Genomic DNA, 17,695 nt, shown 5'->3' on the forward strand with positions numbered 1-17,695 from the left:
TCCTGGGGCTCATCACCCCACTCTGGAAGTAAGTTAATCCATGACTGAAATAAGTCCCGCAGGGTCGTCGCTCGCCGCGAAAGTCCTCGAGCTGATCGCCGGGGGCCAGGCGACCTCCCGTGCCGAGCTCTCCGATCGGCTGGGCGCCGCGGCGTCGACGGTCTCTCTGACCGTGCAGCAGCTGCTCGCGCAGGGCCTCGTCGCCGAGGAGGGCACGCAGGCCTCGACCGGTGGGCGGCCTCGCAAGGTGCTCCGGCTCGGCGGTGCCGACGGCTTCGCCATCGCCGCCGACCTCGGCGGCTCGCACGCCCGCGTCGGCGTCGTGCACTCCGGCGGCACCCTCACCGACGTCGCGACCGTCCCGTTCTCGATGGCCGACGGGCCGGAGCGCGGCCTCGCGAGCCTCAGCGAAACCCTGACCGAACTCGCCGAACGCCACGGCGACGGGACCCTCCGCGGGGTCGGCGTCTCGCTGCCCGGCCCCGTCGACGTCTCGGCGGGGGCCGTCCTCCTGCCGTCCCGCATGCCCGGCTGGACGGCCTTCCCCGTGCGCTCGTGGCTCGAAGAGCGCTTCGGTGTGAGCGCGGCCGTCGACAACGACGCCAACCTGATGGCTCTCGGCGAGCACTCCGTCCGGCCGCCGGGGGCACAACAGTCGATCACGGTCAAGGCCGGCACGGCCATCGGCGTCGGCATCATCGCCTCGGGGCAGCTCTACCGCGGGGCGACCGGCGCCGCCGGCGACATCACCCACGTCCGCCTGCCGGCCGCCGGCGACACCCCGTGCTCGTGCGGAAACACCGGCTGCCTCGAGACGGTGGCCTCGGGCGCCGCACTGGTGCGGGGGCTGCGGGAGGCCGGCGTCGCCGTCGAGACCACCGCCGACGTGGTGCGACTGGCCGGGCTCGCTGATCCTGCCGCCACTCGAGCCGTTCGCCGAGCGGGCCACCTGCTCGGCGAAGTGCTGTGCGCCAACGTGAACTTCTTCAACCCCGACGCCGTCTACCTGGGCGGCATCCTGTCGACCGTCGAGCCGTTCGTCGCAGCGGTGCGCAGCCAGCTCTACGAGGGCTGCCACCCGCTCGCCACCGAGCACCTCGTGATCGAGCGCGCCCGCACCGGCGCCGACGCCGGCCTGCTCGGGGCAGGCCTGTTCGCGCTGCAGCGTGCCTTCACCGGTGCTCTCGACGCCATCTCCCAGACCCCGTCCGCTCCCCCACGAATGCCGAGGCAGCATGCCCACCGTTGAGCCCACCACCCACCGCCCAGTCATCGCGATCGCCGGTCTCGGCACAGAGTCGTCGACGTTCTCTCCGGGCACCACGTCGGCGCCCGCCTTCCACCCGCTGCGCGGGGACGACGTGCTGTCGCGTTACGCCTTCCTCGCCGAGGGCTCGCCGCTTCGCAAGGCTGCCGACTGGCGGGGTGCCCTCGTCGGCAAGGCGCTTCCCGGCGGCGCCGTCACCCCCGAGGCGTTCGCCGCCCTGTCGGACGAGCTGATCGAGCGGCTCGACGCCATGCCGCCGCTCGACGGTCTCTACTTCGACATCCACGGGGCGATGAGCGTCGTGGGGCAGGACGACGCCGAGGGCGATCTGCTCGCGCGGGTGCGCGCCGTCGTCGGCCCGGACGTGATCGTGTCGACCTCCATGGATCTGCACGGCAACGTGTCGCGACGTCTCGCGCACCAGAGCGATCTCATCGCCTGCTACCGCATGGCGCCGCACGAGGACGCGGAGGAGACCCGCGAACGCGCCGTCCGCAACCTGGTGGAGCATCTCGCCTCCGGGGCACCGCGACCGCTCAAGGCGTGGGTGCCGATCCCCGTGCTGCTGCCCGGCGAGAAGACCTCGACGCGGATCGAGCCGGCGAAGTCCGTCTACGCGACCGTGCCCCTCGTCGAGGCTTCGGACGGCGTCGTGGACGCCGCCATCTGGGTCGGCTACGCGTGGGCCGACGAGCCGCGCAACCGGGCCGTCGCCGTCGTCACCGGCTCGGATGCCGGCACCGTCGGCGCTGGCGCGACCCGACTCGCGCAGGGATTCTGGGACGCCCGCGACGACTTCGCGTTCGTCGCGCCGACCGCGTCGCTCGACGAGGCCCTCGACACCGCGCTCGCCTCGACGGCACGCCCGTTCTTCATCAGCGACTCGGGCGACAACCCGACGGCTGGCGGGTCGGGCGACATGAGCTGGGGCCTCACTCGACTGCTGGCGCGGCCCGAGCTCCGGGCCGACGACTCCCCCACGGTCATCTACGCCTCCGTGCCGGGGCCCGGCGCGATCGAGACCGCCGTGTCGGCCGGCGTCGGGGCGACCGTCACCGTCACCGCCGGCGCCGAGATCGACTTCGCCCACGCCGGCCCCGTCACACTCACCGGTTTCGTGCACAGCATCCGCGAGGGCGACCGTGACGCCGAGACGGAGGTGGTGATCCGGGTCGGAGGCGTCCACGCGATCCTGACGCGCCTGCGCAAGCCGTACCACCACGAGCACGACTTCACCGACCTCGACCTCGACCCGCGCTCGGCCGCCATCGTGATCGTGAAGATCGGCTATCTCGAGCCCGAGCTCTTCGACATGTCGAGCGACTGGATCCTGGCCCTCACCCCCGGCGGTGTCGACCAGGACCTCAAGCGGCTCGGCCATCACCGAATCCACCGGCCCATGTTCCCGTTCGACCGAGACATGGGCGAGCCCGACCTGTCTCCGCGATGGATCCCCGCGTCGAACGAACCGCTCACCGGGGTCGACGAGTGAGCGAGCCGCGGCGGCTGTCCCTCGAGATCGCCGTCTCGTCGCCGTCCGGGGCGCGGGCGGCACTCGACGGAGGCGCCGACCGGGTCGAGCTGTGCGTCGGGCTCGAGCTCGGCGGCCTGACGCCGTCGCAGGGCCTGATCGAGACGACCGTCGCGGTCGGTCTGCCCGTGCACGTGCTGATCCGACCTCGGCCCGGCGACTTCGTCTTCGCGGCCGACGAGGTCGACCTGATGGAGCGCGAGACGCGGGCGGCGGTCGCCTCAGGGGCCTCCGGCGTGGTGATCGGAGCGCTTCTTAGTGACGGCTCGCTCGACGAGGTGGCTCTCGGGCGGCTCGTCGAGGCGGCCCGGGGGCCGGGTGCCGGGGGCGCCGGCATCGAGCTCACGCTGCACCGCGCGATCGACCAGTCGCAGGATCCCGTCGCGGCAGCGGTCCGCCTCGCCGGCCTCGGCCTGACGCGAGTGCTGACTTCGGGTGGCGCCTCGCGCGCCGCCTCCGGCATACCCACGCTCGAGGCCATGGCCCGGGCGGCCGGCAGCGTGCAGGTGATGGCCGGCGGCGGAGTCGACGTCGCGGACATCGGCGCTCTGGTGGCGACCGGCGTCGACGCCGTCCACCTCTCGGCGAAGAAGCCGGCCCGACGAGCAGGTGGCAGTTGGGTGTCGCTCGGCACCCGGTCGACGTCGGCGGACAGCGACTCCCATTTCGTCACCGACGGCGCGATCGTGGCGGCCGCGCGTCGCGCCCTCGACGCCCCATCGCATCCTGCCGCGGGGTGAGCCCCGCAGCCGTGGGGTGAGGCCCCGAACCCGCCCTCGGCGACTCCCGGTCAGCACGCGGTGATGAGTCGTGACGTCTGCGCGATCACCAGTGAACGGTGCTGGGCTGAGTTGTGCCGGCAGGTGCCGAACGCTGCCCTTCGCGTAGATACGTGAGGCGGATTGACCGCCACCTCATCGGCTCCGTGCTCGCCCCGGGCGTCGCCTACCGACTCACCCTCCGACTTCTCTGCCGTGCTCGGCTCGCCTATTCCGCCAGATCGGCCTCCCAGTTCGCCTGCTGGATCTCGACGTCGAGCTCGCGGAGGCTGCGCGCGACGTCGTCGGCCTGTGCCCGGATCGCCGCCGTGGGGAGCGCCGAGAGCTGGCGCAGCTCGCTGCGCAGCTGCCGGTAGCCGCCGAAGTCGCCGACCCCGGCCGACGCGTCGGAAGCCGCGACCAGGATCGAATGGCGGGTGCGGAGGACATCGCGCTGCGCGAGCGCCGCAGTCATCGTGCGTCCGTCGCCGAGTACGGTCGCGGAGTTCGTGAGGTTGATCGCGACGATCAGCCGCTCGAGGGAGTCGAGGGCCTCGCCTGCCTCGGAGAGCAGGGCCGCCGCGTCTTCGCCGGGCTCCTCGCCCTCCTGGTAGCGAGCGTTCGAGGTGATGCGCGACCGCAGCTGCTCGACGCGCTTCTGCAGATCGGCGCGATTGATGAGGGCCTCGGCGAGCTTCATGACGCCATCCTGGCACCGTGCTCCGCCGAAGACGGTCGATTTCAGTCAAAACGGGGCGTCTGGATCGTCCGTTTTGACGGAAATCGACCGGAGACGGAACGACGAGAGGTTGTGGCGGGGGCCGGGCTCTGCTGAGGGAAGTGTGAGCCCGGCCCACGCGAGGTGAAGCGGCCTACGGGGGTTCGGCCTGCTCCACGGGTTCGAGGCTGCCGATTCGGTCAGCGCCTCGAAGTCGTGATCGGTACGGCTATGAAGTTACTCAGGTCTCGAGATTCTCGCAAGGCATGTAATATCCCCAGTAAGGGGGATGCCTCGACAGTCGAGTAATCGCATAGTCTTGAATATCTCGATCATCGAGCTACGCGACGAGTGTCGAACCAGCCGCTCGCCCCTCCCCCGACCCGACAACCCGAACCCATTCTCCAGGAGCCACCCATGACCACCACCGCAGCACCGCTCCCCGCTGCCTCGTCCGCTCCGCGCGGCGCCGCCTCCGAAGGCGTCGCCGATCTGCTGGGCGCCTTCCGTCAGATGCAGCTGCAGCACGGCCGAGTCATCATCCACCAGAGCGAGCAGCTGCAGATGGGCGCCACCGACATCCGCGCCCTGTTCTTCATCTCGGAGAGCGGCGACCACTCCACGCCCAAGCAGGTCGCCGACTTCCTCGAGCTCTCCACCGGGGCCACCACGAGTCTCGTCGACCGCCTCGTGGCCGCCGGCTCGCTCCTCCGCGAGGCCCACCCGACCGATCGCCGCAGCGTCGTGCTGCGTGTCACGCCCTCCGGCCACGCCGCCGTGCAGGCCGTCTCCGACGTCTACACGTGCGCCCTCGCTCGCGTCATCCCCGAGGCCCGCTACGACGAGATGTCGGCTCTCTTCCGCGAGATCGCAGCCGCGCTCACCGAGGGCTCGGGCTGCTTCGACCCGCAGGCCTAAGCCGCATCTCTCAACTGGCCGCAGGCCTAGGTGAATCGAGAGGCACGGCCTAGAGCCGCACCGCCAAGGCGTTCGCGGTGAGCCCTGCGGCCGTGCCGCAGAGCAGCACCGTGTCGCCCGAGCCGAGCCGACCGTCGTCAAGACAGCGTGTGAGCGTGTACGGCACGGAGGCGGACACCATGTTGCCGTACTCCCCGACCGCGTCGACGTACGCGCCGACCGGGAATCCCAGGCGCCTCATGGCGAGACCGAGCGCCCCGCTCGCCTGATGCGGCACGACGAGATCGATGTCGCCGTGCCCGAGGCCCGCCTTCGCGAAGAACCGGTCGAAGAAGGCCGGCAGCACGGTCAGCATGCCCATCAGGGCGCGACGACCGTGCATCGAGAAGAGGTAGTCGGCCGGGTCGCCGTCCGCGTAGGCGTCCGACGGATGCAGCGACAGCCCGCCGCGCAGCTCGGTGTCGTGGGCGTGCTCAGGCCAGGTCTGCTGCAGGCTCGCGATGACACCCGAGCCGGCCGCTCCGCTGTCTTCTCGGGTCAGCACGACCGCTGCGGCGGCGTCCGAGAAGAGCTCGTAGCTCTCTTTCTGCCGGGGGTCGAGGGAGCGCGAGCCGACGTCGCCCGAGACGATCAGGATGCGCTCGTAGTCACCGTCGGCCAGATACCGTGACGCGATGTCGACGGCGGTGATGAAGCTCGTGCACGTCGAGTTGACGTCGAAGGCGGCCGCGTGGGCTTTCGGGGCGACGCGTTCCATCACCAGTGAGGCGGTGCACGGGATCGGCTGGATTCCGACGGCGCAGGCCGCGATGATGCAGTCGATGTCGCCGGGCTCGAGACCCGCGCGGCTGATGGCCTCCTCGGCGGCGGCGGCCAGCATGTCGAGCTGGAGCATGTCGTCGGGGATCCGGTAGCGCGTCTGTGCTCCGAAAGTCACGGTGCGGTCGGGAAGGAACGAGCCCCACCCGCTGATCCTGCAGTTCTTCATGCTCCCCCTCGGAGTAGGTCGACACCGGTCGGGTGTCGATCGTGGCTGAACAGAAGGCGCACGCCCTGTCGCTCGGCGGCGAGCAGCGCCTGGGCTGTGATCGTCTGCGCTCGTGAATCGTGCGCGACCGCCCGCGGAAGCGGCTTGATGCGACCCTCTTCGCCCAGGAGGTCGCGGGCCCAGGCGGCGTCGGCGGCGAGGAGGACGTCGTCCTCGACGAGCGCGCCGACGTGACCGCGCGCGTGGCCGGGCAGATCGACGAGCCGATACGAGCCGTCGCCGAACAGGTCGGCCGTGCGGAGGCCGGCGATCGCTGCGCCCGAGGCGACCGAGGCGTCGAAGGCCGCAGACGGCAGGACTGTCGCGCGGCCCTCGAGCCACGGAGGGATGAGACCGCCGAGCACCCCTTCTCGCAGTCGGGGCGACCGCAGCGTCTCGTGAAGACCCTCGGTGAGCACGATCGTCGCGTCAGGGAAGGCCCGGATTCCGCCGACATGATCCGGGTGGAGATGCGAGAGCACCACGTGGGTGACGCTCGCAGGGTCGAGGCGATGCTCGACCGTGACCCCCTGCGGCACGGTCGGCGGGAGCAGCCGGCGATAGGCCCACCCGGCTGCGCCTGCCCGCCACGGCTCGGGCGCATAGCCGGTGTCGAAGAGGACCCGTCGGGATCCTGCCGAGTAGAGGAAGACGCCCGACGGGAAGACCCGGCGCTCGCGCGAGGCGCCGCGGAGCAGCTGGTGCATGCCGTGAGTCGTCTCGCCACAGGCGAAGTAGTGCAGGCTAGCCACGGTCGCCACCATCCGCGGCGCGTGAGCCGCGGCCTCCGGCGAGCGCGCCGTACTCGGCCACGTAGCTCGCGAGGCTCTCGTCGAGGGTGACTTCGGGCGCGTAGCCGAGCACGCGCCGGGCACGGCTGATGTCGAGCGTCTGGGAGTGGGCGATCGTCGTCACGGTGTAGCGAGTGAGAGGCGGCTCGGGGCGGCCGGGAATCACCCCGCACACGGCCTCGAGCGCCGCCGCCAGACCGTACACCGCACGGGCCGGGAGTCTGCGATGCCGCAGCGGCAGACCGAGGCCGACCAGCAGCTGGTCGAGGAGATCGACGAAGGGGCGAGGGTCGCCGTTCGTGATGTTGACGACCTCGCCGTCGATGCCCGGCACCTCGGCGCCGAGACGCACGGCGAGCGCGACGTTCTCGACGGCGGTGAGGTCGATGAGGCCCTGCCCGCCGCGCATCAGCGGCACGCCCACCCGCTCGTGGACGCGCAGGAGGCGGGGCACCAGGCTCGGGTCGCCGGGGCCGATGATGCCCCGGGGCCGCAGCACGACGATCTCCGGCGAGCCGGGTGGCCCGGCGGCGGCGCGGAGCAGCGCCTCTGCCTCGAGCTTGGAGCGGATGTAGTGGTTCATCGGCCGGGTCGGGTCGACCTCGTGCTCGCGGATGCCGACACGGTCGCGTGGGGCCGCGTAGATGCCCGGCGACGAGACGTGCACGAACCTCCTCGCACCGGCACGCCGGGCGTACTCGAGGGCGTTTGCCGTGCCCGTGACGTTGGCGTGCTCGAACTCCGACCACCGGCCCCAGGGCGACGAGAGTGCCGCGCAGTGGACGACGACGTCGGCGGGCACGTCGGCAGTCGCGAGCGCCTCGAGGTCTCCGACGAAGGTCGCACCACCGGCGGGGAGGGCGGCCTCGCGACGGCCGGCCGCGACGACCTCGTAGCCGTGCGCGCGCAGATCCTTCACGACGTGCCCGCCGAGAAATCCGCTCGCCCCCGTGACGAGTGCCCTCATCCCCATGCACCGATCCTAGGGCGGCGGCCTCCTAGACTCCTGTCGTGCGGATCGCCCTCGTCACCGACTACTACCTGCCGACTCTCGGCGGTGTGCAGACCGCGGTCAAGGCGCTGGCGGAGGCTTTGGCGACAGCGGGTCACGAGGTGACCGTGTTCTGCCCCCTGGTGGGCTCGGAGGGTGCACAGGCGGGCACGGGCGATGCCCCAGCCGCGGGCACCGCCGTCGGCGTCCCCGAGATCGTCGGGCTGCCGGTCTCACCGGTGTTCCGACCCGACGGCTACCCGTTCGCCTGGTCGCCCCGACGCATCCGGGCCGTTCTCCGGCGCGAGTTCGTCGCTCGAGGCATCGAGGTCGTTCACACGCACTCCGAGATGATGGCGGCTCTTGCGGCAGTTCGCACGGCGCAGGATCTCCGAATCCCCGTCGTCCACACGATGCACGGCCGAATCGACGTCTACACGGCGAACGTCCTCCCGCTGCCGGCCGTGACGACCGTTCTCCTCGCCTTCCTGCACTCCCGTCAGATCAGCCACGCCGGCCTCCGCGTGGACGACGACGCCGCGTACACCGCCACGAGGACAGCGCGCCGGATGTGGCGACTCATGCTGGCTCAGTCGCGCGCCAGTGCGCACGTCGTCGTGCCGTCGCAGCACTTCGCCCGGAAGCTCCGCGATCGCGGGGTGCAGACGCCCATCACCGTGCTCTCGAACGGCCTCGAAGGTGAGGTGCTGACGGCTGTCGATGCGCCGGCGGCCCGCGTCGTCGGGCCGGGCGAGCCGATGCGTCTCGTCTGGGTCGGGCGGCTCTCGCCGGAGAAGCGACCGGACGTGATGATCCGGGCTGCACACGGCCTTTCGCCCGGCGTCGTCGTCGACGTCTATGGCGACGGCGTCGCCCGGTCGGCGATCGCGAAGGCCGCGGCGAGCGCCCCGGTGACCCTCCACGGGGCCGTGCCTCGCAGCGAGGTGCTGCAGGCCATGCGCGACGCGCACGTGCTCGTGTCGAGCTCGGTCGACTTCGACAACCAGCCGATGGTCATCCTGGAAGCCGTCGCCGCAGGGCTCCCCGTGCTCCACTGCGACCCCGACCTCGCCGAGGTCGTGCCCGACGGGGGCGGCTTCCTGACGCCGACACCGGACGCGGACGGCATCGTGGCGGTGATCGAAAGGCTGCGACGCGATCCTGCGATCATCACCGTCGCGAGCCGTGCCATGCTCTCGGCGCGCGCTGCGGTCGAGCAGGTGGCCGGGCCGATGATCGGGGTGTACCAGACGGCGCTCGCCTCCGGGCCCCGCTCGACCAGCGACCCGCGGCCCCCTGTCGGCGGCCTTCGATAGCGTGCCCGGCCCCCTGTCGGCGGCCTTCGCTAGCGTGGCAGCATGACGCCGTCCGAACTCCTGACCGACTCCTTCACCCGCATCCCCGCCATCGTCGAGCGCGCCACCGACGGCCTCGACGCCCAGCGCCTCGGCGCCCGGCCCGCCGTCGGCACGAACACGATCGCGTGGCTGGCGTGGCACATCGCCCGCGGCCAAGACGTCCAGGTCGCCGACCTCGCCGCCAGCGAGCAGGTGTGGACGGCCGACGACTGGTACGGCCGCTTCAACCTCCCCTTCGGCCCCGACGAGATGGGCTACGGCATGAGCGCCGGAGACGTCGCCCGCGTCGTCGCCCCTGCCGACCTCCTCACCGGCTACCTCGCCGCCGTCACCGCGCGCACCGTCGCCTACCTCGCGACCGTCACCGAGTCCGACCTCGACGACGTGATCGACACCAACTGGAACCCGCCCGTCACCCGCGGCTCCCGCCTCGTCAGCATCGTGGGCGACTGCCTGCAGCACGCCGGCCAGGCCTCGTACGCCCGCGGCATCCTCGATCGGCTCTAGCCCTTCCCGTCCGAGGCCGACGCCTCCGGCGGCAGGATCAGGGGGCGGTCGCTTACAGCGCCGGGAACGCCCGAATCAGCTCGGCAGGCAACGCCTTCCGCAGCGCCTTGACGAACTGCTTGCCCTGCTTCCAGTCGGCGGCCACGAAGGGCAGCCAGCGGCCTGCGGCGTCGACGAGCACGAGGGTGCCGTTCGGGCGTTCGCCGACGAGCACGAGGTCGGCGAAGTCGACGGCGGCGACCGTGGCGTCGTCGTAGCGATGCAGCAGCGCCGACTCGGTCACGACGGCCTCGGCGCTTCGGACATCGGCGCCCGACTTCGTGAGGAAGGTCACGACGTCGTCCGCCTTGACCGCCTTCTTCCACAGCTTCTCGGGCGCCTCCTGCAGCAACTGGAACGGGTCGATCGGCAGTGACAGCGCCTTGGCGACCTTCTTCAGCGACGCATCCTCGTCGAAAGCGACGAACAGGCTCGGCAGTGCCGCAGTCACCGCAGCGGCGACCGACTCCGGGGTCAGCGACGCCGCGGCGAGCAGCTGCTCCTCGCGGCTCGGCGGGGTGAAACCGCGGAGGTCGAGGGCGTTCGCACCCGCGAGCGACTCTCGGACGGAGTCGGGGTCGCTGGCGAGCGCGAGCTTCGTGTACTCGTGAGCCAGCGTGATGGCCGCGGGCGAGACGCCGTCGTCGGCGAAGTCGTGGAGTGACTGGATCAGGATCCTGACGACCTCGGGCAGGTCGTCGAACGCCGGCTCGACAGGATACGAGAGCACCGCGGTCTGTTTGTCGACCCGGACGTGGTCGTAGTCGACGCTGTAGGCCAGCCCAGCCTGGTCGACGAGGCGCTCGGCCAACGCGAGGTGGATCGCCTCGCCGAGTTGCTCCGATCCTGCGCTCTCGACCACGAGGGATGCGCACGCACCCCGGTTCTCGAAGGCGACGAGGGTCGGCGTCGTCAGCAGTGGGACCGGCACACCGCGGGTGGGGCGCGCGCCGGCTGGCAGGTCGAGGTCGAAGGAGGCCGTCAGGGGCTTGGTCAGGGCGACGGCGGCGTTCTCGGCGGTGAGGTGGGCGGCGGCCCAGCGGGCGACGTCTTTCCTGCCGACCGAGGCGATGGTCGGCGAACCGAAGCCGTTGCGGCCGATCTCGCCGAGACCGTAACGGAGAGTGAAGGTGTCGACACCCGGGTGGCGGTAGTCGATCGGCTCTTCGACCTCGAGAAGGTGCTTGGCGCGGCCGAGCTCGTACGCGGTGACGCTGCCAAGGGCGACCACCGCGTCGGCGACGGCCCGGAAGTGCGAGAGCACCTGGGCCGTCGTGCCGGATGCGTCGAGGCGGATCGAGCCCTCGTCGAGGTACGCCTTGCTCGGGATCAGCTTCGGCTCGAGGGCGGCCTCGACGAGGTGCAGAGTGAGGTGACTCATGCCGCGCAGCTCGACGGGCTCGTCGCGCGGGCCGACGCCGAACGTGATCGAGCCGTAGGTGCGGCCGGGGACATTGGCAGTGCGGGTGAGGATTCCGCTGGGCGTGGTCGAGGTCACGATCTGCATGGCGCACAGTGTTGCACGCCGAAGTTAACCCGGCAGGTGTCGGTGGCTTGCAGCGCCTCATAAAGGCAAAGACCCTCGCCGCCGGCCACCACACCACGCCTGGGCGGGATGTCGTGGCCGACCGCGAGGGTCTGAGCCGGCTGCGAGGGCGCGAGCTAGCGGTTCGCGTCGGCCAGCTGGTCGATCAGCGCGTCGCCGGGGCGGACGTCGACCATGTCGGCCGAGATCTCGGCGCGCTCGAGCAGCTCTTCCATGCGGCGGCGGCGGTTGCGCGTGATCAGGGTGACCACGGTGCCCTCCTTGCCGGCGCGGCCAGTGCGGCCCGAGCGGTGCATGTACGTCTTGTACTCGTCGGGGGCGTCGGCCTGGATGACCAGCTCGATGTCGTCGACGTGGATGCCGCGGGCGGCGACGTCGGTGGCGACGAGCACGTTGACGCGGCCCGACGTGAGCAGCTCGAGGTTGCGCGTGCGGCGCGCCTGGTTGAGGTCTCCATGGAGGCTCGTCGTCGCGATGCCGGCGTCTTCGAGTTGGTCGGCGAGCTGCTCGGCGAACGCGCGGGTGCGGGCGAAGACGAGCGTCTTGCCGCGGCCCTGCGAGAGCTGCTCGATGACGGCCGTCTTGTCGCGCTGCTCGATGAGCAGCACGCGGTGGTCGATCGTCGACGACGCCTGGTCTTCGCCGGCGACTTCGTGGACGGCAGGATCGACGAGGAACTCATCGACCAGCTTCGCCACACCCTTGTCGAGGGTGGCGCTGAAGAGCAGCTTCTGTGCGCGGGCACCGTGCGGCGTGACGTCGGCGGTCTCACGGATGATGCGCTGCACCGGCTCGAGGAAGCCGAGGTCGCACATGTGGTCGGCCTCGTCGAGCACCGTCACGGTGACGTGGCTGAGGTCGAGACGACCCTGCTCGATGAGGTCTTCGATGCGGCCGGGCGTGCCGATCACGATGTCGACGCCGCGCTGGAGGGCGTGCACCTGACGCTGCTGCGGCACTCCGCCGTAGATCTGCGTGGTGAAGAGGCCGACCGAACGCGCGATGGGCTGCACGGTACGGTCGATCTGCATCGCGAGCTCACGGGTGGGGGCCAGGATCAGCGCGCGGGGCTTGCGACCCGGCTTGCGGTCTTTCGCGCCACCGTGCTCGAGGAGCTTCTCGGCGAGGGGCGCACCGAAGGCGATGGTCTTGCCCGAGCCGGTGCGGCCGCGCCCGAGGACGTCTTTGCCCGCGATCACGTCGGGGATGGTCGCCGCCTGGATCGGGAAGGGCGCGGGGGCGCCCATCGTGATCAGCTGGCGGGTGATGTTGTCGCCGAGACCCAGGTCGCCCCACGTCTTGCCCGCGACCTCGCCGGCCGTGACGACCTCGGCCTGCAGCTTCTCGAGCTTGACGTCGTCTTCGGGGCTGTAGTGGGGAGCGTTGTCGCGCTTCGGGTAGAAGTCGCTGCCGCGCTCGGCGCGGTCGTCGCCGTAGCTGCGGTCGTTGCCGCGGGGGCGGTCGGAGCTGCGGTCGCTGCGGTCGCTTCCGTAGGAGCCGTTGCCGCCGTACGAGCGGGTCGGGCGGTTGCCGCGATCGTCGCGGTCGAACTCGCGCGGGGCGCCAGACCGCTCCGGGCGGTCGTTACGGGCGGGGCGGCCAGCGCCGGAACGGCCATCCGAGTCAGCGCGGTCGAACGAGCGCGGGGCGCGGTCGTCGCGCGACGGACGCGACGGACGGTCGTCACGGTTGAAGCTGCGCGGGGCGCGGTCGTCACGAGCCGAGCGGTCATCGCGGTCGTACGAGCGGGGCGCTCGGTCGTCGCGCGCGGGGCGCGCGGAGCGATCGTCACGGTCGAAGCTGCGTGGGGCGCGGTCGTCGCGCGACGGGCGGCCGGAGCCGTAGTCGTCGCGGCGCTTGAATGGCGCGCGATCCTCGCGGCCCGGGCGGCCACCCTCGGGGCGGTCGTACGAGCGGGCGGGGCGGTCGTTCGAGCGGGCCGGGCGGTCGTTCGAGCGGGCCGGGCGGTCGTTACGGTCGTACGAGCGCAAGCCGCGGTCGTCGGAGCGACCGCCGCGGTCGTCACGCGCCGGGCGTCCGCCGCCGAAACGGTCGTCACGCGAGGGGCGGCTGTCGCGAGCCGGACGCTCGTCGCGGGCCGGACGACCAGCGCTGAAGCGGTCGCCGCCGGCGGGACGCTCGTCGCGGTTGTACCCGCCACGCGAGGGGCGCTCGTCGTTGTAGCCGCCGCGCGAGGGGCGCTCGAACGAGTCGCGGCCGCGAGCGCCGTTGCGGGCGTCGCGGTCTTCACGGGCGCCTCCGAAGCGGGGGTTGGAGCCGCCGGCCTTGCGCGGCTCCCAGTTGGGGCGACCCGACGCGTTGTCGGCCGAGCGTCCGCCACGGGGGGCGTCGCCGCGCGAAGCGCCGCGGGCGGCACGCTCGGGGGCGTCCCAACGCTTCTTGGCGGGGCCGCCTTCGGGCTCGGGCTTGTAGCCGCGATGCTTGGGGCTCTTCGAGCTGGGGCGGACCTTGGCGGGGCGCGCCGAAGCATTCTTGTCGAAAGGAGACATGGTTCTTCCTGGGTTTCTCTGGATGACGCGAAGATTCACCCCGGGCAGCCTTTGGCCAGGGACCGTTCACATACGTGATTGCATCGCAGCAGATCGCTTGCGATTCCGGCCCCGGAGACTGACAAAACCCATCCGCTAACAGTCGCGGTGTCTCGAGCCGACCCACCTACGCTACCCGACGCCTGCCATTTTCGTAACCCCGAGGCATCCTGCGCCCGCCTCTCCTCCCAATTTCGAGGAGAAATTGCTCGCGACGACGACGAAGTGCGGCGGCGGCGGCCACGCCGCGACTATCTCCTCGCAATTGGGAGGAGGAGGAGGAGGAGGAGGAGGAGGAGGAGGAGGAGGAGCGGCGGAGGCGCAGGCAGGACTACGACCGCTCAGGCAGCACGGGCGCGCGACGCGCAGCCCGCCGCTCGAGCCACTCGTAGATGCCCGAGTAGAGCACCGGCAGCACGATGAGCGTCAGGATCGTCGAGGTCACGAGCCCGCCGATCACGACGATCGCCAGCGGCTGCGAGATGAAGCTCGAGTGACCCGTCAGCCCGACGGCGAGCGGCACGAGCGCGAGGATCGTGGCGAGGGCCGTCATCAGGATCGGCCGGAGACGCCGGGACGTCCCCTCGATCAGCGCCTCTCTGACAGGCAGACCTCTGCGCCGATATTGGTTGACGAGGTCGACGAGCACGATGGCGTTCGTCACCACGATGCCGACCAGCATCAGCACGCCGATCAGCGACGGCACGCCGAGGGGGATCCTGACGATCACCTGCAGCAGGATCGCGCCCGAGAAAGCGAACGGGATCGACACGAGCAGCAGCACCGGCTGCAGCAGGCTCTTGAATGCGGCCACCATGACGATGTAGACGACCAGGATCGCGACGATCAGAGCGATCGTCAGGTCTTTGAACGCCGACGACTGCTGCGAGGTGACACCGCCGACGACGGCATCGGCGCCCTTCGGCAGGTTGACGCCCGCGAGCGCGGACGACACCTGCGAGTTCGCGGCCGACAGGTTGTCGGAGGCCGGCGTGATCGTGATGGTGGCACTGCGGACGGCGTTCTCGGTGGTGATGGTCGCGGGGCCGTCGGTCTGCGTGACCGTGGCGAGGTCGCTCAGCGGCACGATGCCCTTCGACGTCGGCACGCTCAGCTTCTGCAGCGCGGAGACGGTCGTGGGCGGGTTCGTGGGTGTCGTGAAGATATCGACGGTCGAGCCGTTGATCTCGAGTGAGCCGACGTCGAGCGGCTGCACGGCCTGCGAGACCAGGCCACCGACCTCCAGTTCGGTGAGGCCGTACGACGCGGCCTTCGTGCGATCGACCGTGATACCGATCAGGGGCTGCGCGGCCGAGAGGTTGCTCGTCACGCCTGCGGCCGACTTGACCTTCTTCATCGCGTCGTAGACCCGGTCCGCTGCGGTCTGCAGCGTGGCCGCATCGTTCGAGGTGACGTCGACCTCGATGTCGTTGCTCGACCCGAAGCCGCTCGAGGGCTCGACGGTGATGTCGCCCGCGCCGGTCAGGGCGCCGAGGCGGGAGCGGATCGTGGCGGTCAGGGCGTCCTGGTCGGCGTTCTCGTCGGTGGTGATCTGGTAGGTGACCGTCGAGCCGTCGCTGCCGCCGAAGAACGAGGCGAGCGAGTTGCCGCTCGAGCCGATGGTGAGCTGCACGGTGTCGATCTGCTTGATGCCCTGCAGGGCGTTCTCGACCTTCTGCGCGGCGGCCGACTGGGACGCGAGGCTCGTACCGGACGGCAGCGCCTGCGAGACGGAGAGGGTGTTCTGGCCGCTCGAGCCGAGGAAGTTCGTGGTGAGCAGCAGTGCCGACACCCCCGACCCGGCGAGCACGACGGCCGCGAGCATGACGGTCAGCAGCCTGAAGCGCAAGGTCCAGTTCAGGATCGGAAGGTACCCGCGCCGCAGACCATCGAGCCGCGTCTGATGCCCGCTCTTCACGTAGTCGACGGCGGCGTGCGGCATCTCGACGTCGGCGCCGAGACCTGCACCGCGACCCGCGCCCACCCCCGTACTGGCACCCGCGCGGGCGGCCGAGTCAGAAGTCGTCGGCGGCGCATCGATCGGCTCCGGCGAGTGCCGGTGCCCCTTCGCCGGCCGCATGAACCAGTACGACAGCACCGGCACGATGGTCAGCGCCACGAACAGCGATCCGAGCAGCGCGATCACGACGGTGAGCGCGAAGGGCCGGAAGAGCTCGCCGACCTCGCTCTGCACGAACGCCAGCGGCAAGAAGACGACCACCGTGGTGATCGTCGACGCGGTCACGGCGCCGGCCACCTCACGCACGGCCGAGGCGATCGCGTGCGCCCGGTCGACGCCGGGAGTCAGATGTCTCTTGATGTTCTCGGTGACGACGATCGAGTCGTCGACCACCCGCCCGATCGCGATCGTGAGCGCGCCGAGGGTCAGGATGTTGATCGTGTAGCCGGTCGCGAGCAGCCCGATGAAGGTGATCAGCACGCTGGTCGGAATGCTGATCGCAGTCACGATCGTCGACCGGATCGAGAACAGGAAGAGGAAGATCACGAACACTGCGAAGATCAGACCGAGCCCGCCCTCGGTCGCCAGCGACGTGATCGACTGCTGGATGAACGGCGCCTGGTCGAAGACGACCGTCATCGTCACGTGATCGTTCAGGTTGGTGAGCAGAGACGGGATGTCGTCACGGATCGTCTTGGAGACGTCGACCGTGTTGGCATCCTGCGACTTGGTGACGGCGATGGTCAGAGCGTCTTTGCCGTTGACACGCGAGATCGAGGTGATCGGCGCACTGGTCAGCGCCACTTTCGAGACGTCGGCGATGGTGGTCGGCGCCGCCTGGCCGGTCAGCGGCGACTTCGCGCCCACGAGCGGAAGTGCAGAGACCTGCGCGACGCTCGTGAGCCGTGACCCGGCCTGGATCGACAGGGTCTTGCCGTTCTGAGTGATCTGGCCGCCGGGCACGAGGGTGCCGTTGTCGTCGAGGGCGTCTTTGATGGCGCTGGAGGTCAGACCGACGGCCGCGAGCTTCGACTGGTTCGGCTGGATCGTGACCCGCTGGCCGGCGTCGCCGTAGACGGTGGCCTGGTTGACGCCGTCGAGCTTCTGGAGCGCCGGCACGGTGATGTTGTTGAGGTCGTCGACGAGCTTCTGCTTGTCGGCCGGGCCGCCGGTCACCGCGAGCTGGATGACGGGCAGGTCGGAGAGGTCGCCCGAGACCACCTGCGTCTGCACCGAGTCGGGCAGGGTGACGGTGTCGATCGCCTGCTGGATCTTCTCTTCGGCCTGGGGGATGTCGGTGCCGTAGTCGAACGACGCCTGGATCGAGGACGACGACGTCTGCGAGGTCGCCGTCGTGGACTGCAGCCCCGGGATGATCTGAATCGCCTTCTCGATCGGCGACGAGACGGAGTCGTTGACGACCTGCGGCGACGCCCCCGGGTAGGTTGCGACGATGGCGACCTGGGGCAGCGTGATGTCCGGGATGAGCTCCTGCTTGAGCGCCGTCAGCGCGTAGCCGCCGAAGATCGCTACGACGATCGTGATCAGAGCGATGAGAGCTCGGTTGCGAAGGCTGAAGACCGAGAGGAGATGCACTGGCGCTCCGGTGTCGAGAAGGAGGGGGCGGGGACTGCTCTTATGGAACACCCAGCCTGCTGAGGGCTCGCTGATCCAGGCCCCGAGAAGTGGGGGAATACAGCGGAGGGCAGCGATGTTGACACGTCCTCGGCAGGGC

General features: G+C 70.6%; 13 protein-coding genes. 6 read left to right on the forward strand and 7 right to left on the reverse strand.

The features are described from left to right. The first annotated feature begins 40 nt into the window (after positions 1-40). From AX769_RS01835 to AX769_RS01845, 3 genes are read left to right on the forward strand one after another with little or no spacing between them, the layout of a single operon-like run. Positions 41-1,249 carry an ROK family protein gene (locus AX769_RS01835; protein WP_066275295.1) on the forward strand — a complete coding sequence of 403 codons (1,209 nt, stop codon included), beginning with the start codon at positions 41-43 and terminating at the stop codon, positions 1,247-1,249. After that, complete coding sequence (locus tag AX769_RS01840; RefSeq protein WP_066275298.1) at positions 1,236-2,759, forward strand: M81 family metallopeptidase; 1,524 nt, start codon at positions 1,236-1,238, stop codon at positions 2,757-2,759. Before AX769_RS01835 ends, AX769_RS01840 begins: the two co-directional genes overlap by 14 nt. After that, positions 2,756-3,538: a copper homeostasis protein CutC gene (locus AX769_RS01845; protein ID WP_239451903.1), complete on the forward strand. Its 783-nt coding sequence runs from the start codon at positions 2,756-2,758 to the stop codon at positions 3,536-3,538. The genes AX769_RS01840 and AX769_RS01845 overlap by 4 nt, the downstream gene beginning before the upstream one ends. 247 nt (positions 3,539-3,785) lie before the next feature. Here AX769_RS01845 and AX769_RS01850 read toward each other — a convergent pair whose 3' ends face one another. Continuing rightward, positions 3,786-4,256 (reverse strand): DIP1984 family protein, encoded by a 471-nt coding sequence (locus AX769_RS01850; protein WP_066275304.1) that lies wholly within the window; start codon positions 4,254-4,256, stop codon positions 3,786-3,788. A gap of 435 nt (positions 4,257-4,691) precedes the next feature. On the opposite strand from AX769_RS01850, the gene AX769_RS01855 reads away from it, so the two are divergent. Continuing rightward, positions 4,692-5,192 carry a MarR family winged helix-turn-helix transcriptional regulator gene (locus tag AX769_RS01855; RefSeq protein ID WP_066275306.1) on the forward strand — a complete coding sequence of 167 codons (501 nt, stop codon included), beginning with the start codon at positions 4,692-4,694 and terminating at the stop codon, positions 5,190-5,192. A 49-nt stretch (positions 5,193-5,241) separates the two neighbouring features. Here AX769_RS01855 and AX769_RS01860 read toward each other — a convergent pair whose 3' ends face one another. Genes AX769_RS01860 through AX769_RS01870 form a run of 3 tightly spaced genes read right to left on the reverse strand, consistent with a single transcriptional unit; the run spans position 5,242 to position 7,983 of the window. After that, on the reverse strand, positions 5,242-6,180 hold the full coding sequence (locus tag AX769_RS01860; protein WP_066275308.1) for a 3-oxoacyl-[acyl-carrier-protein] synthase III C-terminal domain-containing protein: 939 nt from the start codon (positions 6,178-6,180) through the stop codon (positions 5,242-5,244). Continuing rightward, a complete protein-coding gene (locus tag AX769_RS01865; protein ID WP_157887391.1) occupies positions 6,177-6,971 on the reverse strand; it encodes an MBL fold metallo-hydrolase in 795 nt (264 codons plus the stop codon). The genes AX769_RS01860 and AX769_RS01865 overlap by 4 nt, the downstream gene beginning before the upstream one ends. Further along, complete coding sequence (locus AX769_RS01870; RefSeq protein ID WP_066275312.1) at positions 6,964-7,983, reverse strand: NAD(P)-dependent oxidoreductase; 1,020 nt, start codon at positions 7,981-7,983, stop codon at positions 6,964-6,966. Before AX769_RS01870 ends, AX769_RS01865 begins: the two co-directional genes overlap by 8 nt. A 38-nt stretch (positions 7,984-8,021) precedes the next feature. Between AX769_RS01870 and AX769_RS01875 the strand changes: the two genes are divergently transcribed. Together AX769_RS01875 and AX769_RS01880 are read left to right on the forward strand one after the other, a co-directional pair. Then, positions 8,022-9,317, forward strand: a complete 1,296-nt coding sequence (locus AX769_RS01875; RefSeq protein ID WP_066275314.1) for a glycosyltransferase — start codon at positions 8,022-8,024, stop codon at positions 9,315-9,317. Between the two features lie 42 nt (positions 9,318-9,359). Then, a complete protein-coding gene (locus AX769_RS01880) occupies positions 9,360-9,866 on the forward strand; it encodes a DinB family protein (RefSeq protein ID WP_066275317.1) in 507 nt (168 codons plus the stop codon). A gap of 52 nt (positions 9,867-9,918) precedes the next feature. Here the strand turns inward: AX769_RS01880 and AX769_RS01885 are convergent, their stop codons facing one another. The 3 genes from AX769_RS01885 to AX769_RS01895 form a co-directional block, all read right to left on the reverse strand. Continuing rightward, the gene (locus AX769_RS01885) at positions 9,919-11,412 is read right to left on the reverse strand and encodes an insulinase family protein (protein ID WP_066275319.1); all 1,494 of its coding nucleotides are present in this window, start codon (positions 11,410-11,412) and stop codon (positions 9,919-9,921) included. A 155-nt stretch (positions 11,413-11,567) separates the two neighbouring features. Next, a complete protein-coding gene (locus AX769_RS01890; protein ID WP_066275321.1) occupies positions 11,568-13,961 on the reverse strand; it encodes a DEAD/DEAH box helicase in 2,394 nt (797 codons plus the stop codon). A 370-nt stretch (positions 13,962-14,331) separates the two neighbouring features. Continuing rightward, positions 14,332-17,556 (reverse strand): efflux RND transporter permease subunit, encoded by a 3,225-nt coding sequence (locus tag AX769_RS01895; protein WP_157887392.1) that lies wholly within the window; start codon positions 17,554-17,556, stop codon positions 14,332-14,334. Positions 17,557-17,695 lie beyond the last annotated feature (139 nt).

Source organism: Frondihabitans sp. PAMC 28766 (assembly GCF_001577365.1).
Taxonomy (GTDB): Bacteria; Actinomycetota; Actinomycetes; order Actinomycetales; family Microbacteriaceae; genus Frondihabitans.